The following is a 23,785-nucleotide window of genomic DNA, read 5'->3' on the forward strand; positions in this document are numbered from 1 at the left end:
ATATATCTATGTAAGGGGAATCAAAAGTGAATAATTGTAGAGATCTAAATGAAGTGAGAGAAAATATAGACAGAATTGACAATCAAATAGTTAAATTGATTTCTGAAAGAAGTTATTATGTGAAGCAAGCAGCTAAATTCAAAAAAGATACAGAAGATGTAAAAGCACCAAGACGAGTAGAAATGGTTATTGAAAAAGTAAGTAGGCTTGCAGAAAAAAATAATGTAAGCCCAAATATAGTAGAGATAGTTTATCGTAATATGATAAATTCTTTTATTAACCTTGAAATAGAAGAGCATAGTCAAATAAATAAAAAAGAGGTTAAATAACTAGATTTATATAATGAAAATATAGTAAAGGATAGAAAATGTATATGGAAAATATAAAAGATATCTTGGAAAAAAATAATTTTTCATTTGAATTGATTCATAATGATATACCTATTCATACAGCAAAAGAAGGTGCTGATTATTTTAAAATTGATATTGCTCAAATAGCACCAACATTGATAATATATACTAATGTAGGGTTTTATGTGTTGATTATTTCGGGTGGAAGAGGTCATGTGGATTTTAAAGAAGTAAAACATTTGCTAAATTGTAAAAATGTTAGAATGGCAACTAAAGATGAAGTTAAGTTGATAACAGGGTTTTCAGTGGGAAATGTGCCGATGTTTGGAATACCATTGCCATATATAGTAGATAAAAGACTTTTAAAATTTTCTTTTGTTTGTGGTGGTTTGGGAGAAAAGAATACAACTTTAAAAGTTGATCCAAATATCTTATTAAAATTAAATAAAGTCATTGCAATATTAGATTAAAAACTTATATGATATCAAATAAGTTTAATATATATATCAATAATCATTGATATATTTTCATTGTTAATTTAGATATAGTTCTTAGAGCTATATCTTTTTTATGGTATCGATAAAATATGGAAATAATGTTTAGTTAAAGGTATGATTACTATATAAATTAATACGGACTTTTCATCTACTGCGAATTAAAAGGAGGTGCAAATCCAGATCCTTTTAATCTGCAGTTGCAGCTTTATCTTTTTTTAATGAAACAAGTATTGAAACTAATATTAAAGAAATTATTACAGAAATTTCACTTGATAATCCAACACTATGAAATCCAAAATCATTTAAAATAATACCATTAAAAGCAACTCCAATAGTAGTACCTATATACATAAAAGAACTATTTAAGGACATCATGGTTCCTCTTAAAGATGGTACCAGTCCAACTATTAAAGAATTTAAAGAAGATAATGATATCCCTGCACTTATAAACCATAATAAAATACAGCCCATAGCTAATATAAAATTATGATTTGTATAAGGGAGTAATATTAAAAGTATACTTAAACTAAGCATACCCACGATAGCAACTCTCTTCTTCCCAAAAGTATCAGCTAAAAATCCACCAGCCAAATTTCCTATTAAATTTCCAACACCAACAAAAATAATAACACTTCCTATGGCATTTACTGTTAATCTAAATGAGTTTGAAAGCCATACACCAAGAAATGAATACATCCCAAAACTTCCAAACATTAAAAATAATGTAACAAATAAACCTGAAAGTGCATGCTTATTTAATAATACACTTTTTAAAGAAGTTAGAAGTTGAGATGACATCGCATTACCATTGATAGCTTTGGTTCCAATTTTAGGGAAATATATAATAGCTAAAGTAATTCCAAGTGCAAAAAATGATGATCTCCATCCACCAGCACCTGCAATAAAAGCTCCGATAGGAACACCTAATAACTGACTTACAGCTAATGCAGCAGATGCTGATGCACCTGATAGTATACGGAGTAAAAACAGTACTTTAAAATTATTTACAAAACCACATAATATGGCAAATACTGAAAAACATATCAATCCAACTATTAGTAAAAATCTTCTTCCAATCTTATCAGATATCGGACCAAAAATAAATGCAAAAATAGCATATCCTATAGAATATGCTGTAACTAAAAGACCTGCTTCAGAAGCATTAACACTAAAGTATTTACTAATTGTAGGAACTAAAGGTGATATTATAAATGTATCTGCGCCAATTATAAAAATAGTCATAAATAATACGAATACTATAGGTTTAATATTTATTTTTTCTTCCAAAATTTATTCACTCCTCGTATTAATATATTATTTCATATATGAAATAATATATTAAAAAAATTTTTATTTATTTTTATCAATTAATTTTGTTAGCAGCTCATTTAATGTATTTTTTTCTTCATGAGTTAATTTTGAATATAATTCTGATAAGAAAGATTTATATTCAGGTTCCATTAAATTCAGTGTTTTTTTACCATGGTCAGTTAAATATACTTTTGTCTCTCTTCTGTCATCAGGGTTTTTTTCCGTATAAACTAGATTATCTCTTTCCATTCTTTTTATTAATGTAGTCATGTTACTTGCTACGCAATCTACTGATTTCCTTAATTCAGTCATAGTTATACCTTCTGTAATATTTCTCAATACACAAAACTGAATACCTGTAGCACTGAATTCATTAAAAATACATGAAAATTTATCTACTGCTAAATTGTTTAAGTATTTAATTTTTTCAAATATTTGTCTTTCTAGTTCTTTATCCATGTTAAATCACCATTATTTCATATATGAAAATTCAACTATTTATTATATTGATACTTAGTATAAATATTAAATTACATTTTATGGAGACTACTTTTCAGTACATGACACGGCTATGTGGTATTACCCCTACTAGTTAGTATTTATTATATGTATATTTTATTGAGAAATTTACGTGTACTTTAATAATTAAATTGTACAGTTGCAAAACTTATTATATGAATTTTTATATTTATATCTACAGGATTATTGTACAATTGCATTAATATAAGATTTATTTTAAAAAAAGTGAATAGCTACAAGGGTTAAAGGTAGATTGTACAAAATGAAAATTTATTATATTTATACCAGCAACGCTACTTACGAGAATGATGAAAACTTAGTTATTATACATGATACTAAAATAGCAGGAGATTTTGACAAAGAATTTAATGCCATGTGGAATAATACTTCAAAATTTTCAGTTTATTAATACCCCTTAAAGTGCTGAAATCTTTACTTTTTATTACCAATTATATTTTTTGTAAAGCCCTATCTCATGCACCTTAGCTGTCTTTATTTAATTATACATAATATATGTTTTAGTTATAATATGTTGAATTAATTTTTACAAATTTGCCCTTTCAAAATAAAAAAGCAAGAGCGAAGCCTTATATATGATATGCTCCCCTTATGGTAGACAGTTTAAATAATAAAACTGTTATCATAGGAGGAGTATTTTCATGCATAAGGGTTTACACTATTTATTTAGTTTTTACTAAGATCTAATACTATTTTATAATTAATAGCATTGTTATATTGTTCATTTGTTATATAATTGTTTTCCTTCATTTTTTCCAATATTAAATTTCTTCGCTGTAAAGTATTATTCAGATGTTTTATTGGATCATAATATTCAGGATTATTAGGTATAGCTGCTAATAAGCATAATTGTGAGAGATTTAGTTGGCGACAATCTTTGTTAAAAAATTTTTTAGCGGCTGGATTAATTCCATAAGCACCATTACTAAAATTAATATTATTAATATAAAACTCTAATATTTGATCTTTTGAGAACTTTTTTTCTAATTTAGTGGCAATAAACATTTCTTCTAACTTTCTATCATAGCTTTTATCAAAATTTAAAAATACATTTCGTGCTAATTGTTGGGTAATAGTACTCCCTCCTTGAGTTATTTCTCCACCATTGGCAAAAAAAGAATACATAGCCCTAAAAATGGCTTTTATACTTACTCCACCATGTTTATAAAAGTTAGTATCTTCAATAGCGACAAAAGCATTTTTTACATAGGTGGGAATTTGATTGGACTGTAAATATGATGAATTCATATTATTTAAGGAATTTGCTCTATTTTTAAAAGTATCTTCTGAACAATTATTTACTTTTACTGTTGCATTTTTATATAAATATGTAACAGTTGGCCAATATTTAAGATAAATAAATGCGTTGAAAATAATTAGTAGTATAAGAATACCTAAAAATAAATGTTTTATTGATTTTTTTACCTTAGTTTTTTTCTTTTTCATTTGAAGTATCCTTTCGTAAAAATTAAATTTCTCTTTTGGCAAAAATATAATATTCGTAAGTTATTTTAAGCACTCATATATATTGTTATATTTATATTAAATATATGTAAGATTAAAATTGGCTTAAAAATGTTAAATGAATTTTTGATATATATTTTAGTTTTTATAAATAACTTTTAATTTAATATAATTTTAATCTATTTTGTTTATTATGACAGTACCATAATATAAATTTATATTATGGTACTGTCATAATAAGCTTTAAGTAAGCGTTAAATCCATTGTTTTGCCAAATTTTACTCTTTGTTTACTCATGTATTTGCTCTGACCAGTCATCAATTTTAATTAAGTGGCAAATTAAGAAAATCTTAAGGTTTTCTTCAGAACTTCAATTTAAAAAGAATGTAAAATATTATTTGAAGAGTGAAAATTGCTTTTCAAAAATATAAATTTATGGAGGTAAAAACATGAACAAAAAATTTATTACAATGGCAACCAGCTTAGTTGTGGGAGGTAGCCTGCTTTTGGGTACAGGTCTAGCTAATGCATCTCAGTTATCAGGCTATGAGGCATACAAAACAGCAGCTATAGATACTAAAAACTTAAAAAATGAAACTGTTGATTTAAAGCTCTCAGTAGTCGATAACGGAAGCAATAAAGCGAATCTTAGCTCAAATTTAAAGCTAAATCTGGCTTCTAATACAATGAGCAGCACAACTACATTAAAAGAAGGAAATACTACACAATCCTCTGACAGTTACAAACAAGACGGGGAAAGCATCACTAAAAATAGTAACAGTGATCAATATTTAGTAAGAACAATTAGTCCAAACGAACATGATAAAATTCATGAGGTTCAAAATCCAACTGTTGCTAAAAGCTTGGAGGTAGTAGTTGATACTTTAGTAGGAAATATGAAGGATAAAGTAACTACTACTAACAATGCAGACGGAACAAAGAATGTAACCATAAACTTGAATGAAAATGAAGTAACTCCTTTAGTAAATGCGTTAACTTCAATTGGTTTAACTAAAGGTAGTGAGCAAGAAAACTATAATGATGGCAAAGATTTAAGTATAAGAAATGTATTACCACAACTTCAAAGCGACATAGTAATTAAAAAAGTCAATTCAACAGGTAAGATTAGTAAGGATGACATAATCACAAGTCAAACAGCAGCTATAACTATAGAAGGTAAAGATGCACAGGGTAAACAGCACGAGATTACATTAAATGTGGATTTGAAACTTTCAAATATAAACAATACAACTCCATCTAAGATAGATTTAGCAGGAAAACAAGTAAAAAATATAACTGACATCAGAGGAGAAAATAAATATAAATAATTTTATAAGTAAAAGTCATATACTGAATGGGCAAAGAATTAACTTGCTCATTTACTATGAGATATACTTGTTCAAGCTATGACTTGATAAATTAAAAGAGCTAGTATATCGTTAGAAATACTAGCTCAAAAGTTGATTTATTTAAAGGTGAACCGTGACCGGACTTCAGTCCTGTCACGTTATCCAAGGAAAAAAGATGCTAGCTTGTTTAATTTAAAAGCGATATTTTTATACATATTTTGAATGAGGTGAGGCAAGGTGGATAAAGTTTTGGAGGTTGCTGAGTTAACTAAGTTCTACAAAAATGGACGAGGGGTTAAAAATATAAGCTTCGACGTTTATAAAGGGGATGTATTTGGTTTTCTAGGACCTAATGGTGCAGGTAAAACAACAGTAATGAAGTCAATTACTGGTTTGAATTCTTTTCAAAGTGGAAAAATTAAAATACTTGGTTACGATTTATGTACCCAGTTTGAAGCCGCTTTAAAAAATGTGGGCTCCATAATAGAAACGGCTGAGGTCTATGAATACATAAGTGCATATGCTAACTTAAAATTCGTATCCAGATTTCATAAAAATATTAATGAAGCTAATATTGAAGAAGCGTTGGACATGGTTAATTTAACAGAATATAAAAAGGAAAAGGTGAGTAAATTTTCTTTAGGGATGAAGCAGAGGCTAGCTATTGCCAGGGCGCTGCTGGCAAATCCAAAATTAATAATTTTAGATGAACCTACTAATGGCTTAGATATTGAAGGTACAGTTCAACTGAGAAATTTAATAATTGAGCTTGCCAATAAGAAAAAAACTACATTTTTCATTTCAAGTCATTTAGTACATGAAATTGAGCTAATGTGTAATAAAGTTGCAATAATTCATAATGGTAAACTCATAAATAACGGAGAGGAAATTCAAAATATAAAGAGCAAATTTAATTCTTTAGAGGATTATTACATGAGGCAGATAGCAGATGGAGGAAATAATAATGGAAAGTTTGAAAGCTAATATTCTAAATGAAGTGCAAAAGCTATTTTCAAGGAAAAAAACTTGGATATTTCTTATTATCATTGCAATAACAAGCTTTTTATCTGCTTTTTTCATAACAGCTATCCAGACAAAATTAGTTTTTATAGCAATGAGCTCAATAAGTTTTCCCTTAATGGCTCTAAGCATATTTACGAATATTATATTACCTTTGTTTATATTTATGGCAGTATCAGAATTATTTGCTGGGGAAGTTGAGGATAAGACTCTAAAGTTGGTTCTAATTATGCCAATAACTAGACTTAAGGTATATATTACTAAAATTATTTCTATAGGTATTTATATAATCATAAATTTATTTGTTGTATTACTGGTTTCAACTATATCTGCTCTTTTCTTGAATATAAACCTATCAAGCATATCTAACGTTATTTGCAGCTACTTAATAGATGTTATACCTGCATTAATTTTGGCTATATTTGCTTCCTTTATTGCCCAATTTTTTAGAAGCAGTAGTACTGCTTTGACTAGCTGCATTCTCATTTTTATAGGAATAAAAGTTATATCCTTATTTTTTCCAGGTATTAATAGCAATATATTTACTAATTATTTAAACTGGAGTTCACTTTGGTTTTCAGGTGAAACAAATTTTTTAAGAGCAATTAATATATTTTTACTAATGGTGGCCTACGGAATTATCTTCTTTACTACTGGTTATTATATGTTTGATAAAAAAGAAGTTTAGCTATGGTAATATCAAACAACTATGATCAAGTATATATAACCTTTTCACCTATTATTATATTTATATTCTGCAGCACAAACTTAAAGTGTTACAATAATGGTAGCATTAATTTTGTAAATGCATAAAGGAACAAATATATTGAAGTAGTTAGCCAAAGTGTTTTACAAGCTATCAGATAAATTTAATTCAGAGAGGTTTTTATGGATAAGGAAACAATTTTGGTGGTTGATGATGACAAAGAAATCAGAGATTTGGTAGGTATATTTTTAGAAAACGATGGTTACATAGTTATTAAAGCTATGAATGGTATAGAAGCTTTAGAGGTCCTTAAGAAACATAACGTGGATTTAATTATTTTAGATGTTATGATGTCTGGAATGGATGGAATAGAAACTTGTATTAACATTAGAAAAAATAAAAATATGCCAATTATAATGCTATCAGCTAAAAATGAGGATATGGATAAAATTATGGGATTAACAACTGGTGCAGACGATTATCTAGGGAAGCCTTTCAATCCTTTGGAGCTTTTAGCAAGAATAAAATCTCAATTGCGTAGATATAAAAAATTAAATAATACAGAAGAAAAAAAAGAAGGAATTATAGAAATAGATGATTTACTTATAGATATAAATACTCACCAAGTAAAGCTTGATAATAAAAATATAAAACTTACTGCAAGAGAATTTGAGATATTGCTTTTGTTGGCTAGAAATAGAGGAATTGTGTTTAGTGCAGAAAAAATTTATGAAGAGGTATGGAATAATGATTTTCTTGAGTCTGATAATACAATAATGGTACATATTAGAAAAATTAGAGAAAAGATTGAATATAATCCTAGAACTCCAAGATTTATAAAGACTGTATGGGGGGTAGGTTATAAAATTGAAAGTTAGTTTTCAAAGAATAATAATAGCGCCTTTTACTTCTCTTATAGGTTTATATAAATTCATTTTCAAAAAAATTTCTAAAAGTATTAGATTGAAGATTATGTTGACCTTTGCAATCTGTCTTTTAGCTTCTCTCATTATCGGGGGTGTAACTGAACATTTTCTGATAATAAAGGATCAAGACTCAAGAACCGAATTAATTAAAAGTTTAAAAGAAATTGATGGTCCAGCAAAAAGTATTGCGAACCAAATTCAAAAAGAAAAACTTGGTATTAAAGATAATTTAAGGATTAAGCAATTGTTACAAAATATTAACCACAGTGAAAATTATCAAATAATCATTAGTAATGTGAATGGAAATGCAATATATAAGTCTGAAAATATTAGCGAAATAATGATAGAAGTTAATATAATAATAAAAAATTTATTTGATGAAACTAAAAATGGTATACTATCCGTAAGAAGTATGGAATATAAAAATTACTCTATTAACTTTTATCCAATAAAATTCAATGATGGTAACGGTTATATAGTGATTAGCGGACAACCTTCTAAAGAAAAAATTTTTGAAGAGTACAAAACAACAGATATAAGATTAGTGTCTTCTATTGTAACCTTAACTTCATTTTTAATTCTCTTTCTACTTTTAACTAATAAGGAAATGAAATATATTGAGTTTATACTTGCAGGACTTCTTGAAATAGCTAAAGGAAACCTAGACTATAGAATATCCAAAAGAGGAGAAGATGAGTTGGCATTATTAGCAGATAATGTGAATTATATGGCTGAAGAGCTGAAACGTCAAATAGAAAACGAGAGAAAGGCTGAAAAAATAAAAAACGAAATTATAACTAATATGTCTCATGATTTAAGAACTCCATTGACTTCAATAAAGGGATACTTGGAAGTTATAAAGAGTAAGAAATATTCTGGAGAGAAACAATTAGAACAATATATCGACATTGTTTATAATAAATCAGAAAAACTTAAAGTGCTGGTTAATGATTTGTTTGAATACACTAAGTTGGCCAACAATGCTGTAGCAATTGAGAAGCAGAATATAGTATTAAACGAATTATTTGATCAGCTTGTGGAGGAGTTTGTGCCTGTATGTGAAGAAAACAATGTGACTGTGACAAAGGAATTTATAAAAGAAAAGATAATTGTCAATGTAGATCCTGATAAAATCGTTAGAGTATTTGAAAATCTATTAGTAAATGCAATAAGATATAGTGTAAAACCCAGCGATATAAAGATAAGTTTATGGAAGGATAGAGAGTTTTCCGTAGTTTGTATTAAGAATAAATGCAAAACAATCGCTAAAGAAGATATGGGAAGGATTTTCGAAAGATTTTATAGAATTGATAAATCAAGATCGTCGGATACTGGGGGAAGCGGTTTAGGGCTTGCCATAGCGAAAAATATGGTAGAATTACAAGGTGGAACTATAGAAGCTGAATGTGAAGAGAATTATATAAGCTTGATTGTAAGGTTTAAGCTTTAAAATCTTATCAGAAGAATACTCAATTAAAAAAATCACTAACTTCTTAAAAGAATAGATATGAGCATAATTCATAAAACATCTAAAACAAAAAACAAATTGCTGTGGAATCTTTTATTGCATCAATAGCAACAGCTAATAAACAAATGTGTCCAATGGTAGGGAACGTACATAGATTTGATTTACACAAATCTATGTACGTTCTTTTTATGTATATATAGCTGGTAATATTCGATATTAGTAACAGGCCTTGTTTTGGCTTCAATTTTTGAAATTGCTGTTTTTTCAAGATCTATTTCTCTTTGCTATTTCCATGACCAGGTAAATCAGGAGCCAAACAATAATATTGATTTTTAAAAAATTCAACTTGAGTATCCCACATCCAACTGTTGAATCCTCCTCCATAAATGAAAACTATGGATTTTCCCGATTTATTACCGGTCTTACTACAAAATAAAGCTATTATGAATCACTCCTTTTGACCATGAGGTCATTTATGGTTATATTATAATAGCTTTATGACTTCGTGGTTAAGTTTAGATTTGAATTTATTTTATTTTGACAAGAACATATTATTTAATGACTTCACCATATTAACAATAATTTACAATTCTGAATTAATTATATAGTGTTCAATAAGGTACACCTTTATAGACTATTTGTTTTTTATACTATTTGAGTCCGTAAAGGTATTAAATTTAATTTGAACACGTACGTAAATAAGCAGCAACCTTTATATACACTTGTGATATAATTAATATGTATCATTTTGAATAAAAGGAGGCAATCGCCATATATGAAAAAAATCTTTGGATATATCAGAGTAAGCAGCACAGATCAGAATATAGATAGGCAGCTTGAAGAAATGTTATCTCTAGGTATAAATGAACGTGATATATATATTGATAAGCAAAGTGGCAAGGACTTTGAAAGACCTCAATATAAGGCCCTTAAAACAATATTAAGATCTGGTGATATAGTATATATAAAATCAATTGATAGATTTGGAAGAAACTCAAGAGATATCAAAAGGGAATGGGAAGAGATAACTCAGGGAATAGGTGCAGATATAAAAGTGTTGGACATGCCTTTGCTAGACACTACACAATATAAAGATTTAATAGGAAACTTTGTTTCTAATCTAGTCTTAGAAGTACTTTCATTTGTAGCAGAACAGGAAAGAAAAAATATTAAGCAAAGACAACAGGAAGGTATTAAAATAGCCAAGGCTAAGGGAAAACATCTTGGTAGGCCAAAGGCCATGTTTCCTGAACAGTGGCAAGATATTTATAAGGCTTGGAAATCCGATAACATCACAGCTGTAAAAGCTATGGAGAGGCTCAATTTGAAGAAAAGTACATTTTATAAGCTTGTTAAACAGTATGAACATTTATAATATTTTCAGTATTAGGGCTATGTGGCGACACAACTAAATAGCACTAATTCGTTGGAAAGGTGTGTCAGGTAACTTAATAGGTTATATGATACACTTTATATTTTAGAATGAATTTCACAAAACAGTAGTTGTGTTGAATTCAAAGAATCTGCTTAATACAGATCCTTTGTGTCGTATTAATAGAATGTTGCGAATTTCAATCAATTATTTTCTGTGGTTTTTTAGTCATCAAAAGAATTACCCCAAATATAATTTTAATTACACCATCTATAATCGCTAAATAATAAAAACTTAAATTTACATCGAGTATACCAACTAATGTGTTTATTGCTAATGGAAATGATATATATAATAATAACTTCCCATGTACAGTTGAAAATGGTATAAAATGAATGGCTGTTGCCAATAATGCTCCAAGCCATATCATTCTGTAATTAGTTGTTCCAAAATATTTGCCAGAAAATATAGATGCAAGTAACACCATTAATATTATTGATATTTTTGACATATTTAACTGGAATTTTGAACGTGGTCCATAGGAAAATTTCTTTTTTAATGTTTTAGAGCGAAAAATAATTATCATTCCCGTAAAATATCCTATGACAAATACAATTGGATTTATGAGGTATTTACCTCCAACAATTACGCTTAACACAATTATAAATCCAATCCCAATAAGCCATATTCCACAAAGTCGTTTGTTTAAAAATCTTGATTTTTCACCTTTTTCATAGCCCATTTTGGAAAGTAATAATTCCATATCTGAAATCTCCTCATATATACTAGATTCTTTATAATTTACTAGTCCGTATTGATTACATATCAAAATAATATCATATTATTGATTAAGTGGTACATTGTACACAATAAGATTAAAAATTCCGAAATCAACACAATGACAATTGTGTTGATTTGGTGAAAATAGTGTGAATCCTTGGTACATAAGGGCTCACGCTATTTTTTTAATCTTTAAAAGGTAAATTTGCAAAAATTAATTCAACATAATATAATAAAATTATATATTTAGTTGAATTAAATAAACACGTGGGACAAGCCTAAAATACGGACTTTACAAAAAATATAATTGGTAATAAAAGTCAAAAATTTTGGCCTTTAAAAACAAAAAAAAGAGTTAAATTATGGAAAGAGTTGAACCTATAAGATCAGAGAAAAAAATTAAGGATCTAAAGAAGTATCCTTTAGGAGCAGGAAATATGAGAAACTATGCTTTAATTGTGCTGGGGCTTAATACAGCACTAAGGATTTCAGATATACTGCAGCTGACATGGGAGGATGTATATGACTTTGAAGAAAAGACCTTCAAAACTCATGTATACATAAAGGAACAAAGGACCGGTAAGGATAAAAAATTCTTACTTAATAAAAATACCATAGAAGGTCTTTTAAAGCATAAAAGAAAGCTTGGGCATATAAATCATCAAGACTATATTTTCAGCAGCCGCAACGGTGAGAATAAAGCTATAACCCGACATATGGCCATAAGAATAATAAAAGAGAGCTGCGCAGCAGTGGGAATAAAAGAACATGTTGGCTGCCATTCATTAAGAAAGACCTTTGGATATCACTCCTGGAAGAAGGGAGTACCAGTGCCAGTGCTTATGGAGCTGTTTAATCATTCTACTCAGGCCATAACTAAATTGTATTTGGGTATTTCCCAAGATGATATTGATGATGTTTATCGTCTTGTAGAACTTTAATGTATAGACTTTCTCATCTTAAAATAGGTTATTAAATAAATTTTGTTAATTTAATAACCTATTTTATTTACATTTAACCTACTATGTAATACAATATAGTAAAGCTAACTTGTATTACATAATAGAGAGGCGATGTTATTGAATGATAAATCTCAATTCTTAAAGGGAACTTTAGAAGGATGTATACTGAAGATTATTAATGATGATGAAGTTTATGGATATGAAATAGCTGAAAAATTGAAGAATTATGGATTAAGTGAAGTGAGTGAAGGTACTATATACCCGCTGCTTTTAAGACTTGAAAAAGCAGGACTTCTAAATTCTACGAAAAAAGAATCTCCTTATGGTCCTAAAAGAAAATATTATAAGTTATCCATTGGAGGAAAAGAAGCATTAAATAATTTCTATGAAAACTGGATGAAGCTTAAAGAAAGCATTGATAAAATATTTATTGATTATAGAGAGGAGACTGAAAATGAATGAAGCAAATAAAATGATAAAGGAAAATCATGAAATAAGTAAAAAACTTAATAAAGAAAATCAAGCAATATATACGGATATTGTTTGCTATATTAGAGTAAGCTCAATAAATGAAAAAGAAGAAATTATTTCTGATATTTTAGATATGTTTTTAAGGTGCCAGGAAGCTGGAAAACCAATTGAAGAAGCTATAGAAAATGATTATAAGGGATTTTGTGATTCAATTATAGGATCTGTAAGTCAAAAGAGAATTTCATTTAATAATCTAAAAGAATATCTAGGAATAATTATAAATGGGATATTTATTCTTTTAACTATAGATTTTGTGTTTAACTATATACCAAAATTAATTGCAAGTAAATCTTTAATCAGTTACCAGTTTAATGTATCATTTTTTATAACAACTATAATAATTATTATTATATCTATTGCTATAGTAAAATACATTGGCAAAAATAGCTTCAAATTTTCAAATAGGAAGTCATCGAAAAAAGAAAACTTTCTATTTGGTTCAGGATTTGCATCGTTTATTATTTTAATGGGTATTTTTCAATATGTATTAAGGAATTATGTATTGTTTTCTTTAAGTGGATACTACGTATTTTTTGTATTAGGAATCTATTGGATATACAAACTTATAAGTAAAATAAAAGATAAATTTTAATACAGATAACAATACCATGATATTTAATGCATGACACGGATACTTCTATTATCTCTCATAAGGGTAATATTACCATATGTGTCATGTATTAAAAAACTGGATTAAATTAATTATAAGAGACATTTGTAGAAAATTACCTTTCTACAAATGTCTCTTATAAATTTTTATTTAATCTTTCTTCAGCTTCATCGTAAACTTCATTATCAGATCGTTTTCCAATAACGATAATATCAATAATATCGATATCGTCAGATGAGATTCCCTGTTTAAATATAATTCTTAAACCCTTCTTCTTATTCTTTAATTTACGACAATTATGAAGCTTACCGTGTAATTGTTCACCAGCTTGCATACCGAAAATTTTTATTCTATCTAAACCTTTATCTACAAAAGTAATTTGATCACCATCAAGATTAAAATAGTCTTCTTTTGCTTTGTCAAACCAATTTAGTGCATGATTATCGTTTCCTTTTAATTGATTAATAGCGTCATAATGATTTTTTATACTCTTATTCCCAGCCATCATTTTCATTCAATATTAGTGGTTTATTTGATTTGATTCCACGAACCTCATAATCTGATAACTTTTGTACTTTACCTTTTGACTCTTCAAGAATACGAATATAAGCTTCAGCTTCAATCAATTTATCATTTAAATTTTCAAATCTATCAATTTGTTTATTATAATCTTCAATAGAAATAATAATTTTAAATGGACGATTATTTTTCATTACAAAGATCTCTTTTTTTCTATCAAGAACTTTAGAGGTATATCTTTGTAAATCCGTAGTAGATACAAATTGATCATTGTCAATTTTTTCTTTTATCATGATACAACCTCCTTATATATTGCTTTATAATTATATTATCATAATTAACTGTATAATTCAACATATAATTAACTGTATGATGAAATTTACTCATTTAGATAATATATTTTAATGTGATTAAATGTATGTGAAATTTATAATCAAAATATTTTGGACTTAATATAAGAAATAGAAGTTAGCCTATTCAAACAATAAGCTTACTTAGTTTTTTCCACACTTTTCCTACAAAAGTTTCAGATAGCTGTAGTTTTGTTTAGAAAGTAGAAGTAAGTAAAGCTAGCAATACCAACACTTATAGGAAAGTATAGAAAGATAAAAAGATATTAAAACAAATCTGAAGGTCGAGGGTTCGACTCCCCCTGGGTGCACCAAAACATTGATACAAGCCAGTTCACGGATAATGTGAATTTGCTTGTATTTTTATTTTCCCACAAAAGTTTTAGAAACATTTAGTTCCTTTTAGAAGAGAATAGTTCATAAATTTAGTAAGATTAATAGTTATAGCGAATTTTAGAAATATATAATTTGATAGTAAATAAGCAAATTGGTCGGGGGGGCGGATCCTCTCTGACGCACCATGAAAAGCCTTGATAACACTATGATTCAAGGCTTTTTACAGTGAGCCTATAGGCGCAATTTAATAGGTAAAAGTCCCAAGCTCGGGTTGATAGTGCCAATTGCATAGCTTAAGACGAGGGTGTCCACTGTGAGGTGGGATCTGAAGGAAGCCAGCGGCAAGACTCTGGTCTGACGAAAAGAAACTACATATAAGGCACATGTCTGTGGGTAAGTTTGCTACACAAAACAAAGCCCTAAACTATCCGAAACAAGCGGTGTAAATGTAGTAGAAAGATGGAGTGAAAGGTTGTGCTCTTACCTGTGAAATTCTGGAAGGTAAGTTATAGATATGAAATTAGAAATAACAACCCATACAGTGATGTGTGGCTGGAATGTCATAAGTCAGGGATGTACTATAGATACGCTGACACTGGTTCCATGGATACTACCTCCACCCCAACTAAAAAGGAACTAGCCGAAAGATGAAAAGTATCTGAAAGGACCATAGACCAATACAAGGAAAACTGCATAATTATCTCTATCAAAGATTTGCCATGTATAAGATTTAATGTACATTACATTGAAAAAATTGAGGGACGCATCTCTGAAAAAGTTACTTTGAGGGAAAGAAAACTTGAAAGAGAAATTGAATATGCAGTTTCAAAAGCTAATGTGATACTTTCAGAAGTTTTATATAATACGCTAAAGAAATTTAGTATTGAACTATTTACAATTAGTATTCAATATTGTCATAGAATTGCCATAAACAAAAATTAGTATATAAATATAGACTAAAATATGGATAAGTATTTGGTTGATTCCAGGTGCTATTTTTCATATATGTATAAAGCAAGTGACATGATGGCAGGAATAAATAGTATAAGAGATGGGATATATAGATAGCAATTTAGCAAAGGGGTGAATATATGATTACTGTGAAAAATATTTACAATACATTTATAAATAATGAAAAATATAAACATATTATAAGATTTGGATGTGTAGGGTGCTTAAATACTACGTTTGACTTTGGAATATTTTCTCTCTTAAATAGTGTATTTGGTATTAATTATATCATAAGCCAGATAGCATCCTATTCTAGTGGTACGTTAAATAGCTATCTTTTAAATAAATTTTGGAGCTTTAATGATACGAAAATTAGTAAGAAGACAACAATGGAAGTTGTTCAATTTATTGTTGTTAATTCAGCATCCCTAGGAGTAAGTTTAATAGGTTTACGTATATTAATGAGAGATAATTCCATGAATCCTTTCTTTGCAAAAATTATTTCAATGGTACTAGCTCAAGTAGTTAATTTTGTAGGATATAGATTTTGGGTTTTTGGCACAATTGCAAAGTTAGTACCTCGTACTAAAAAAACATAGCGTGAACCTCATATGGTTTTTAAAAATAACAAAATATGCATATATTCAGATGGTAATACTTTATACGTTAATTGTATAAAGTTATTTAATCAATTTAAAATAATAATGAGGTGAGAGATAAATGTATAATGAGATAGTTTATTCTGTAATAGTACCATTGTATAATGAAGAGCTTGTTATTGATGAGAGTTACAAAAGATTGAAAGAAGTCATGGATTCTTTAAAGAAAATTATGAAATTATGTTTGTGAATGATGGGAGTCGTGATGCCACAAGAGATAAAGTTGAAAAGATATGTGAAAAGGATGAAAAAATTAAACTTATAAATTTTTCAAGAAATTTTGGACATCAGTGTGCAATAACGGCGGGCATGGATCTAGCAGCAGGGGATGCTATTGTTGTAATAGATGCGGATCTCCAGGACCCTCCAGAAGTTATTCCAAAGATGATTGAAAAATGGAAAGAAGGATATGAAGTTGTCTATGCAAAAAGAATTAAGAGACAGGGTGAGTCTTTTTTAAAAAAATTCACTGCAAAAGTATTTTATAGGCTATTAAAGAGTATGACTAGTATCGATATTCCGGTAGATACAGGGGATTTTAGACTTATTGACAGGAAAGTTTGTGATGCTTTGATTTCTCTGCCTGAAAGAAATAGATACGTAAGAGGTCTTGTTAGTTGGGTTGGATATAAGCAGACCTTTGTTAAAATGACAAGACAGGAGAGATTTGCAGGAGAGAGCAAATATCCTTTGAAAAAAATGCTGAAGTTAGCTTTTGATGGTATAACTTCATTTTCATATAAACCACTTGTTATTGCTGCATATTTGGGAGGGTTCACTTTTTTAGTAGGGCTAATTTTACTTATGGATGTTATTATAAAAAATATGGCTAATCATACATCAATTCTCAAATTTGGTTTAATAATAGCAATTAATCTCTTGATGTTTGGTTTAATTCTTACAAGTATTGGTGTAATGGGGCAATATATTGGAAGAATTTTTGATGAAAGTAAAGCTAGACCTAATTATATAATTGCTAGCACAATAAATTATAATAGATCTGATAAAAAGAATAAAATCAATAGTAAGCTTAATCAATAATAAATTTAATTTTACTTTTTGTTATTGTGGTAGTTATAAGATTTTTAGTTAAAAGTTTCAATATGAATGTATATATTCAAAAATAATTGTCACTATCCAAGCTCAAGTAATAAATTTTCTTGACTACTAGCTATGGATATTTACCTGAGGAGGTCGTGAAATTGAAGGAAAAAATAAAATCAACAAGGGAAAAGCTTTTACTAGCACTAATTTTAATTTTATCTGCAATATTAAATTTTGCAAATATAGGTATAGAAGGCTATGCAAATACTTTTTATGCTGCTGGTGTAAAAAGCATGATGATGAACTTTAAAAATTTCTTCTTTGCATCCTATGACCCAGCTGGATTTGTAACCATTGATAAACCGCCTTTGGGTTTCTGGATACAAACTATATTTGCAAAAATATTTGGTTTTAGCGGATGGAGTATAATACTTCCACAAGCTCTTGCAGGAGTAATTTCAGTTTGGGTTATATATTATCTTGTTAAAAGGTCTTTTGGAAGCTGTGCAGGACTAATTGCAGCACTATGTCTTGCAGTAACTCCTATATTTGTAGCATCAAGTAGAAATAATACAATAGATAATCTACTTGTTTTATCTTTAGTACTTTCATGTTGGGCTCTTTTTATAGCTGCTGAAAAAGGAAAACTAAAATACCTTATATTAAGTTTAGTCATTGTTGGTATAGGTTTTAATATTAAGATGGTAGAAGCATATATGGTGGCTCCCGCTATATATATAACATATCTTCTTTCTTCCGCCATACCTTTTAAAAAGAGAATAAAACATCTTGTTTTAGGTACAATTGTTCTTCTAGTTGTATCATTATCTTGGGCTGTAATTGCTGATTTAGTACCTGCAAGCAATAGACCGTTTATAGGTAGTAGTACTAATAATACAGTTATGGAACTTATAATAGGTCATAATGGATTAGAGAGAATTGGACTAGGTGGAAAAAATACTGGTAGAGGTCAAGGCCAGCAAGGATCATTTAGAAATGAATCAAGCAAAAACCGTACTAATACTAAAACCATGACCAGGATGCAGACGGGAAGAGATAAAGGTGCTACTACGTTTCAATATGGTATGGGGGGACAGAGCTCAAATACTAGTATTGTGAGATTGTTTTCTAAAAATAATATGTCAGATCAAATAGCATGGCTCTTACCATTTGCACTAATTGGATTTGTTGTGGCAGCAATAGAGGAAAGATTTAAAAATCCATTTGATAACAAAAGAAAGTTATCCTTATTATTATGGTTCATATGGTTATTGACTGAGTTTATATATTTTAGTTTTTCAAAAAGTATAACTCACACATATTATTTAACCACAATGGCACCATCTATTGCCGCTTTGGTTGGAATTGGATTAACAGCTATGTGGAAGCTTTTCAAAGAAGATGGATGGAAGAAATGGATTTTACCAGGGGCATTTATTATAAATGGGCTGGTTGAGATACTTATTCTGTCCTATAACTATAGCACTTCAAATGGTTATAAAATTGTAATTTTAATAACAGGGCTTTTAGGTATTGTATTTTCAATAATTCTAGCTATAGTTAATATCACTAGAAGTAAAGATAATATTCCAGATCAAGGAAATACCAAATTAAATAAAATACTAACTGGTATTGTTTTTACAGGGATTTTAATAGCTCCAACGGTTTGGTCATTTACGCCCATGTTTCATCAAATGAATGGTAGTAGTCCTTCTGCTGGGTTAGAACTTTTTTCAAGCAAACAGCAAGGATATGGAATGACAACTACCACTGACAACTCAAAGCTTATAAAATTTTTAGAAGCTAACAGAAAAAACGAAAAATACCTTGTTGAGGTTCCTTCAGCCATGAACTATGGTTCAGATTTAATACTTAAAACTGGTGAGCCTATATTGACACTTGGAGGATTTAGTGGATCAGATCCAATACTTACTGTAAATCAGTTTAAACAACTAGTTGATGATGGAGATATAAGATATGCTATGGCAAGTACAGGTAATAGCAGAGGAATGGGATTTGGATTCGGAGGATCTAGCAACTCAAATAGTGCTATTATGAGCTGGATTAAAGCAAATGGGAAGGTTGTTCCAGATAGTGAATGGAAGGCTTCTTCCACAATATCAAAAAAACAAAATTCAAATCAAGGATTCGGTGGATTTTACGGTAGAACAAATGATATTGAACTATATGATTTAAATCCTACAGCTAAAACATCGGCTTTAAACTAATGATTATTTGAATTTATTTTAACTATTCATCAATTAATAAATATTAAATTGCTGTTTAACGGTGTTGTATAGACAGTTTAAAACTTGATAAAATACCTAATGGCTGTTTATCAAACGGATTTTTATTTACTATTAAATCAACAAATAATCTTTCTGATAAATATATAGTAAATGGAGTATCTGAAAGATTATATAGACTTATATTGGATGGACATAAAAAATAATCTGATTGTCCTCCAATATCATAGGGGATGATAATCCTGCCTAACATAAAACCCAGGGGCTGTCTCAAAATGAATATCTTATATAAAATATCAATAATAAACGTGTGTTAATTTGTAAAAAAGTATTTGAGGATACTATTTCGGATAAAATTAATATACGATTATAGTTAAAAGATTACATTCATACACAAGTATTTAAAGTTTGAAATTTATAATAAAGATTTTTAGACTTAGTATAAGATATAAAAGCTAGATTATTCAATCAATAAGCTGATTAAATTTTTCCCACACTTTTCCCACAAAAGTTTCAGATAGCTATAGTTTTGTTTAGAAAGCATAAGCAAGTAAAGCCTAGTAATATCAACATTTATAAGAAAGTGCAGAAAAATAAAAGTCTATTAAAACAAATCTGAAGGTCGAGGGTTCGACTCCCCCTGGGTGCACCACCTAAGCCTTACAAATACTATATACTATAGTAGAATTCATTGGGATAATAAGTATATGGTTTAATTTCTAAAAGACACACTCTTTTTATAATGTGAGTTTTAATTGTATATTTAATTTCACAACACTGGTGCTAGTATAATATATTAAAACAAAGCATATAAAAAAGAGAGCTATTTTGCTTTATTTTTATGATTTTAAGTCGTACTATGAAAATTCCGTAACAAACCATATGAGAGTGTAAAATAATCTGTGTAAACTCCATAAAGATGATATAATTATTCTTATTAAATGGAGGGTGCACAGATTATGTCTTTTTCAAGAAAGGAACTTATTAAACAACTTATTAAGGAAACAAAGCCTACAAGTGCAAAAGATGTTCAAGAAACATTGAAAGATCTATTCGCCGATACGCTTAAAGAAATGTTAGAAGCGGAGCTTGATGACCATCTGGGATATTCTAAATATGACTACAAAAATAAAAATACATCTAATAGTAGAAATGGACGAAGCTCTAAAAAGGTAATTTCAGATCTTGGAGAATTTCAACTTGATGTACCAAGAGATAGAAACAGTAGTTTTGAACCGGAGGTTGTTAAGAAAAATCAAACAGATATATCTGGAATTGAAGATCAAGTTATTGGTATGTATGCAAAAGGAATGACTACCAGAGATATTGCTACTCACTTAGAAAACATATATGGTTTTGAGGCTTCGCCTACACTAATATCTGGTATAACAGATAAAATTACTCCTATAGCTAAAGAATGGCAAAATAGACCATTAGAAGCCGTTTATCCTATAATCTTTATGGATGCCATACATTATAAAGTTAAACAGGATAATAGAGTCATAAACAAGGCTGCTTACGCAGTTATTGGAGTAAACTTAGATGGTATTAAAGAAGTTTTGGGAATTTGGATTGGAGCTAATGAAACATCAAAATACTGGCTCTTAGTATTAAATGAACTTAAAAATAGAGGGGTTAATGATATACTTATAGCTTGTGTTGATGGTCTTAATGGATTTAAAGAAGCTATTAAAGCGATTTATCCTCGTACTGAGATTCAGAGATGCATAATACATCAAATTAGAAACTCTTCTAAATATGTATCTTATAAAGATTTAAAAGCATTCAATGCAGATTTAAAACTAGTATATACATCTGCAACAGAAGATGCAGCCTTAGCGGAGCTAGCTAAATTTGAAGAAAAATGGGGAGATAAATATCTTATTGCTATCCGCTCATGGAAAGCTAATTGGGAAGAACTTTCTACATTCTTCAAATACCCGCCAGAGATACGAAAAATAATATATACTACCAATGCAATGGAAAGCTATAATAGACAATTAAGAAAAGTAACCAAGAGTAAAAGCGTATTTCCTTCAGATGATGCTTTACTTAAAATGCTTTATCTAGCAACAATGGATATAAGCAAAAAGTGGACCCAATCTATACGTGGATGGGCTCAAATACTAGCTCAATTATCTATATATTTTAGTGATAGGCTTGAAACTGTAATTTTTTAAATTTACCTATAATCTTCTAGTCATAGCTATAATGCTTTACTGTAAAAATATATAATAAATATAAAAAACTAGGTTTTTATATTTCTAATACCAAACCTAGTTTCTCATAAAAACATCTAATTTAAAATTTCTTATGGCAGTTTACACAAAATTATTGACAGACTCTAAAATAGCTCTTAAAAGGTTTCTTTTTAGTTTTATAAAATAATAGAGCGGATTTCTCCGCTCATTCCGTTTGTGAAAAGTCATGTTATTTTTAATTTATTACTATGTCCTTAAGGTTCACATCCCAAAATATACTTAGGGAAGTGATGCATAAGATTATTGTATTTTTCTTATGCGTATGGTGAACTCAAGGCCAATAACTTTAAATTTCAATAACATAATTTTCACCTCTATTCGATCGTGAAGGATCCTATCACTTATATAATTTAATATTGCCAAAGATTTCAATAATATACAATATAAAAAACTTTTATCAAAGATCTTTTCTATAATCAAAAGGAAATATAATTAAGTACTCATAATGTGAGTATCTTTTTATTTTTGTAAAAGAAGGAATAATGCAATTTTTGTAGAAAAGAGTATAGTAAAATTTATATATAGGAAGTTGATTACATGAAAAAATATATTGGAATATTTATAATCATGTTCATAGTACTAATTTTAGTAATAACCAATACTAAGAAAACTGACTATGTAAGTTGGTTAAAAGAAAAAGCTATATCTCAAACTAATAATGGAATAGAGCAAGGTTCAATTGAACTTTTAGGTGGTGCTGTAATTGATAGCTCCACTAAAAGCTATAATTGTATTATTTTTTCTGTTTATTCAACTAATTTGCCTAATAATCCTAATTTAGTTGTTATAGGTATACTAGGTAATTTTCTACCTATGAGTACTAATAATAATTTGCATATCTTTATTATTTATCTAGCAGCCATATCTATTATTTCAATTTTAGTATTAAGTTTTGTGATAAGGGAAAAGAAAATAACTTGATAAAAGGAGAAAACGTTATGCCAGAAAAAATTAGAAAGCATCCTATATTAATAGAAATCGAAAACAATCTTCAAAACTATTTAAAAATTCTTACACCTTATGAAGATAAAATAAATAAAGATAGTAATTTTAAATATATTATTGCATATAGCAATCTTTTAATTAGTTATGGAGAAGAAGTTTGGTTTATTGATTGATGATTACTATAGTGGAGAGATATATAGGATTAACATTGAAAGTTTTAAAGTAGAATATTGTTGCGATATAGAGCCATATAATTTTCATGGATTTGAAATGGCAACTGAGAAATACATAGTCTTTCGTTCAGAAGATCAAATACCAGATACGGAGGAAATTGTATTTATTGACTTGGAGAATAGAAAGAAAGCAGTTCTCAGAAATAGTTGGGATATAGATGAACTGGATTATAAATTTATCTTTGATGAAGAGAAAAATCCTATATACATAGCAACGAAAAAATTCGTTAATGAAGGTGTTAAAGGTTCTGAAGAGGATAAATTGATGTGTTTTGAATGGGGAAAATTTTTAAATGAGTTAGAGTGGGATGACCTAAAATAAAACGTCACATAGCAATGCATTCAAGTACGATTTGGC

General features: G+C 28.7%; 28 protein-coding genes and 1 pseudogene. 21 read left to right on the plus strand and 8 right to left on the minus strand.

All coding sequences use genetic code 11. From position 1 onward, the window contains the following. The first annotated feature begins 26 nt into the window (after positions 1 to 26). Positions 27 to 329, plus strand: coding sequence for a chorismate mutase (locus CLOPA_RS07295; protein WP_015614796.1), 303 nt, complete (start codon positions 27 to 29; stop codon positions 327 to 329). Positions 330 to 373: 44 nt separating this feature from the next. Further along, positions 374 to 820 (plus strand): aminoacyl-tRNA deacylase, encoded by a 447-nt coding sequence (locus tag CLOPA_RS07300; RefSeq protein WP_041710830.1) that lies wholly within the window; start codon positions 374 to 376, stop codon positions 818 to 820. A 213-nt stretch (positions 821 to 1,033) separates the two neighbouring features. Here CLOPA_RS07300 and CLOPA_RS07305 read toward each other — a convergent pair whose 3' ends face one another. Next, positions 1,034 to 2,134 carry an MFS transporter gene (locus tag CLOPA_RS07305; protein ID WP_015614798.1) on the minus strand — a complete coding sequence of 367 codons (1,101 nt, stop codon included), beginning with the start codon at positions 2,132 to 2,134 and terminating at the stop codon, positions 1,034 to 1,036. Positions 2,135 to 2,197: 63 nt separating this feature from the next. Further along, on the minus strand, positions 2,198 to 2,617 hold the full coding sequence (locus CLOPA_RS07310) for a MarR family winged helix-turn-helix transcriptional regulator (protein WP_015614799.1): 420 nt from the start codon (positions 2,615 to 2,617) through the stop codon (positions 2,198 to 2,200). A 322-nt stretch (positions 2,618 to 2,939) separates the two neighbouring features. Here CLOPA_RS07310 and CLOPA_RS24875 point away from each other — a divergent pair, with 322 nt between their 5' ends. Further along, the gene (locus tag CLOPA_RS24875) at positions 2,940 to 3,086 is read left to right on the plus strand and encodes a hypothetical protein (RefSeq protein ID WP_155241879.1); all 147 of its coding nucleotides are present in this window, start codon (positions 2,940 to 2,942) and stop codon (positions 3,084 to 3,086) included. Between the two features lie 275 nt (positions 3,087 to 3,361). On the opposite strand, the gene CLOPA_RS07315 is transcribed toward CLOPA_RS24875, so the two are convergent. Continuing rightward, entirely contained in the window at positions 3,362 to 4,141 is a 780-nt protein-coding gene (locus tag CLOPA_RS07315) for a transglycosylase domain-containing protein (protein ID WP_015614800.1), read from the minus strand. A 467-nt stretch (positions 4,142 to 4,608) separates the two neighbouring features. Between CLOPA_RS07315 and CLOPA_RS07320 the strand changes: the two genes are divergently transcribed. From CLOPA_RS07320 to CLOPA_RS07340, 5 genes are all read left to right on the plus strand, one after another. Continuing rightward, on the plus strand, positions 4,609 to 5,487 hold the full coding sequence (locus tag CLOPA_RS07320; RefSeq protein ID WP_015614801.1) for a hypothetical protein: 879 nt from the start codon (positions 4,609 to 4,611) through the stop codon (positions 5,485 to 5,487). Positions 5,488 to 5,745: 258 nt separating this feature from the next. Next, complete coding sequence (locus tag CLOPA_RS07325) at positions 5,746 to 6,492, plus strand: ABC transporter ATP-binding protein (RefSeq protein WP_015614802.1); 747 nt, start codon at positions 5,746 to 5,748, stop codon at positions 6,490 to 6,492. After that, a complete protein-coding gene (locus CLOPA_RS07330; protein ID WP_015614803.1) occupies positions 6,473 to 7,216 on the plus strand; it encodes an ABC transporter permease in 744 nt (247 codons plus the stop codon). Before CLOPA_RS07325 ends, CLOPA_RS07330 begins: the two co-directional genes overlap by 20 nt. Before the next feature lie 200 nt (positions 7,217 to 7,416). Continuing rightward, positions 7,417 to 8,112, plus strand: a complete 696-nt coding sequence (locus CLOPA_RS07335) for a response regulator transcription factor (RefSeq protein ID WP_015614804.1) — start codon at positions 7,417 to 7,419, stop codon at positions 8,110 to 8,112. After that, a complete protein-coding gene (locus CLOPA_RS07340) occupies positions 8,102 to 9,610 on the plus strand; it encodes a sensor histidine kinase (RefSeq protein ID WP_015614805.1) in 1,509 nt (502 codons plus the stop codon). Before CLOPA_RS07335 ends, CLOPA_RS07340 begins: the two co-directional genes overlap by 11 nt. Positions 9,611 to 9,899: 289 nt before the next feature. Here the strand turns inward: CLOPA_RS07340 and CLOPA_RS26775 are convergent, their stop codons facing one another. Further along, positions 9,900 to 9,989: an alpha/beta fold hydrolase gene (locus tag CLOPA_RS26775; protein WP_431602569.1), complete on the minus strand. Its 90-nt coding sequence runs from the start codon at positions 9,987 to 9,989 to the stop codon at positions 9,900 to 9,902. 414 nt (positions 9,990 to 10,403) lie between these two features. Between CLOPA_RS26775 and CLOPA_RS07345 the strand changes: the two genes are divergently transcribed. Beyond that, complete coding sequence (locus CLOPA_RS07345) at positions 10,404 to 11,003, plus strand: recombinase family protein (protein WP_015614806.1); 600 nt, start codon at positions 10,404 to 10,406, stop codon at positions 11,001 to 11,003. 196 nt (positions 11,004 to 11,199) lie between these two features. Here CLOPA_RS07345 and CLOPA_RS07350 read toward each other — a convergent pair whose 3' ends face one another. Then, positions 11,200 to 11,763 (minus strand): DUF6609 family protein, encoded by a 564-nt coding sequence (locus CLOPA_RS07350; RefSeq protein WP_015614807.1) that lies wholly within the window; start codon positions 11,761 to 11,763, stop codon positions 11,200 to 11,202. Positions 11,764 to 12,142: 379 nt separating this feature from the next. On the opposite strand from CLOPA_RS07350, the gene CLOPA_RS07355 reads away from it, so the two are divergent. The 3 genes from CLOPA_RS07355 to CLOPA_RS07365 all read left to right on the plus strand — a co-directional run bounded on the left by CLOPA_RS07355 (position 12,143) and on the right by CLOPA_RS07365 (position 13,865). Further along, positions 12,143 to 12,721 carry a site-specific integrase gene (locus CLOPA_RS07355; protein WP_015614808.1) on the plus strand — a complete coding sequence of 193 codons (579 nt, stop codon included), beginning with the start codon at positions 12,143 to 12,145 and terminating at the stop codon, positions 12,719 to 12,721. A gap of 138 nt (positions 12,722 to 12,859) precedes the next feature. Continuing rightward, positions 12,860 to 13,204: a PadR family transcriptional regulator gene (locus CLOPA_RS07360; RefSeq protein WP_015614809.1), complete on the plus strand. Its 345-nt coding sequence runs from the start codon at positions 12,860 to 12,862 to the stop codon at positions 13,202 to 13,204. Beyond that, entirely contained in the window at positions 13,197 to 13,865 is a 669-nt protein-coding gene (locus CLOPA_RS07365; protein WP_015614810.1) for a DUF1048 domain-containing protein, read from the plus strand. The genes CLOPA_RS07360 and CLOPA_RS07365 overlap by 8 nt, the downstream gene beginning before the upstream one ends. Before the next feature lie 154 nt (positions 13,866 to 14,019). Here the strand turns inward: CLOPA_RS07365 and CLOPA_RS07370 are convergent, their stop codons facing one another. Further along, positions 14,020 to 14,397 carry a hypothetical protein gene (locus tag CLOPA_RS07370; protein ID WP_015614811.1) on the minus strand — a complete coding sequence of 126 codons (378 nt, stop codon included), beginning with the start codon at positions 14,395 to 14,397 and terminating at the stop codon, positions 14,020 to 14,022. Continuing rightward, entirely contained in the window at positions 14,375 to 14,695 is a 321-nt protein-coding gene (locus CLOPA_RS07375; protein WP_015614812.1) for a hypothetical protein, read from the minus strand. Before CLOPA_RS07375 ends, CLOPA_RS07370 begins: the two co-directional genes overlap by 23 nt. A gap of 879 nt (positions 14,696 to 15,574) precedes the next feature. On the opposite strand from CLOPA_RS07375, the gene CLOPA_RS24885 reads away from it, so the two are divergent. The 5 genes and pseudogenes from CLOPA_RS24885 (at position 15,575) to CLOPA_RS07395 (ending at position 19,970) form a co-directional block, all read left to right on the plus strand. Then, entirely contained in the window at positions 15,575 to 15,739 is a 165-nt protein-coding gene (locus CLOPA_RS24885) for a hypothetical protein (RefSeq protein WP_155241880.1), read from the plus strand. A 63-nt stretch (positions 15,740 to 15,802) separates the two neighbouring features. After that, the gene (locus tag CLOPA_RS07380; RefSeq protein WP_041710831.1) at positions 15,803 to 16,030 is read left to right on the plus strand and encodes a hypothetical protein; all 228 of its coding nucleotides are present in this window, start codon (positions 15,803 to 15,805) and stop codon (positions 16,028 to 16,030) included. Positions 16,031 to 16,179: 149 nt separating this feature from the next. Further along, positions 16,180 to 16,638, plus strand: coding sequence for a GtrA family protein (locus tag CLOPA_RS07385; RefSeq protein ID WP_015614813.1), 459 nt, complete (start codon positions 16,180 to 16,182; stop codon positions 16,636 to 16,638). Between the two features lie 121 nt (positions 16,639 to 16,759). Next, positions 16,760 to 17,739, plus strand: a pseudogene (locus CLOPA_RS07390) (glycosyltransferase family 2 protein). Between the two features lie 161 nt (positions 17,740 to 17,900). After that, the gene (locus CLOPA_RS07395) at positions 17,901 to 19,970 is read left to right on the plus strand and encodes a glycosyltransferase family 39 protein (protein WP_015614814.1); all 2,070 of its coding nucleotides are present in this window, start codon (positions 17,901 to 17,903) and stop codon (positions 19,968 to 19,970) included. A 55-nt stretch (positions 19,971 to 20,025) separates the two neighbouring features. Here the strand turns inward: CLOPA_RS07395 and CLOPA_RS24890 are convergent, their stop codons facing one another. Beyond that, complete coding sequence (locus tag CLOPA_RS24890; protein WP_155241881.1) at positions 20,026 to 20,241, minus strand: hypothetical protein; 216 nt, start codon at positions 20,239 to 20,241, stop codon at positions 20,026 to 20,028. Between the two features lie 706 nt (positions 20,242 to 20,947). Between CLOPA_RS24890 and CLOPA_RS07400 the strand changes: the two genes are divergently transcribed. The 4 genes from CLOPA_RS07400 to CLOPA_RS07415 all read left to right on the plus strand — a co-directional run bounded on the left by CLOPA_RS07400 (position 20,948) and on the right by CLOPA_RS07415 (position 23,749). Then, on the plus strand, positions 20,948 to 22,168 hold the full coding sequence (locus tag CLOPA_RS07400) for an IS256 family transposase (RefSeq protein WP_015614553.1): 1,221 nt from the start codon (positions 20,948 to 20,950) through the stop codon (positions 22,166 to 22,168). 618 nt (positions 22,169 to 22,786) lie between these two features. Next, positions 22,787 to 23,170, plus strand: coding sequence for a hypothetical protein (locus CLOPA_RS07405; protein ID WP_015614815.1), 384 nt, complete (start codon positions 22,787 to 22,789; stop codon positions 23,168 to 23,170). 17 nt (positions 23,171 to 23,187) lie between these two features. Then, positions 23,188 to 23,367, plus strand: coding sequence for a hypothetical protein (locus tag CLOPA_RS07410; protein WP_015614816.1), 180 nt, complete (start codon positions 23,188 to 23,190; stop codon positions 23,365 to 23,367). Then, a complete protein-coding gene (locus tag CLOPA_RS07415; RefSeq protein ID WP_015614817.1) occupies positions 23,339 to 23,749 on the plus strand; it encodes a hypothetical protein in 411 nt (136 codons plus the stop codon). The genes CLOPA_RS07410 and CLOPA_RS07415 overlap by 29 nt, the downstream gene beginning before the upstream one ends. Positions 23,750 to 23,785 lie beyond the last annotated feature (36 nt).

The organism is Clostridium pasteurianum BC1, assembly GCF_000389635.1.
Taxonomy (GTDB): Bacteria; Bacillota; Clostridia; order Clostridiales; family Clostridiaceae; genus Clostridium_I; species Clostridium_I pasteurianum_A.